Annotated in this window: 1 protein-coding gene; it reads left to right on the forward strand. The window is 34.3% G+C overall.

The genetic code is table 11. The features are described 5' to 3' along the window. Nucleotides 1–937 (forward strand): FAD-binding domain-containing protein (locus IDG60_RS16250; protein WP_206160922.1); only part of this gene is annotated, 937 nt, incomplete at both ends.

Here is a 937-nt window from a genome sequence, read left to right on the forward strand (position 1 = left end):
AAGAAGACATTGATGCATGTTATTTTATCATTCCGGAAGAGGACATGTCTTCAGCTTCTGATTTGAAAGCACAGTTTTATCGCGGTACTTTGCAGCGCTTTTACCAATCGTTGCACGCAGAAAAGCTTACACCTTATGTTATGTCTTATGACGATATCATTTCATTTTGTAAAGAGAACAATATCTCTGAAGTAGTGATTGCGGGTGATATTATGAGTTATCATCTTGAAGAATATGATATTTTACATCAACGTTCTTTATTCAATGAAGCACGTATTGCCGTTACTTTAATTCGTGGGAATCATTACTTTAAAGCGAGTAAAACAATGAATCAACAAGGGGAGCCATACAAAGTTTTTACTAGTTTCTATAGAAAATGGCGACCTTACTTGAGGCATAGAGACGTATATCACTATGATTTAAAATCATTCGAAGACTTTGTCATTGCATCACCTGATGATTTAGTGTTTGATGACATAGCGTTTGGATCCTCACAAGTAATTGAACAGAATAAATGGCAACATTTTTTAGATCAAGATATACAGAATTACGAAAGCGGAAGAGACTATTTACCTGAATTGTTAACAAGTCAGCTAAGTGTTGCTTTAGCATATGGATTATTAGATATTATTGAAATTTTTAATGATTTATTGGCGCGTTATGATGAAGATGAGGCAAACCATGAAGCATTTATACGTGAACTCATTTTTAGAGAATTTTATTATGTGTTAATGACACAGTATCCAGAAACCTCATACCAAGCTTTCAAACCTAAATATCGACAGATAAAATGGTCGCAAAATGAAGCGAATTTTAATGCATGGTGCGAAGGGCAAACAGGATTTCCAATCATTGATGCAGCAATAATGGAATTGACACAAACTGGTTTTATGCATAATCGAATGAGAATGGTTGTGTCGCAATTTTTAACCAAAGA

The organism is Staphylococcus sp. EG-SA-2, from assembly GCF_017152085.1.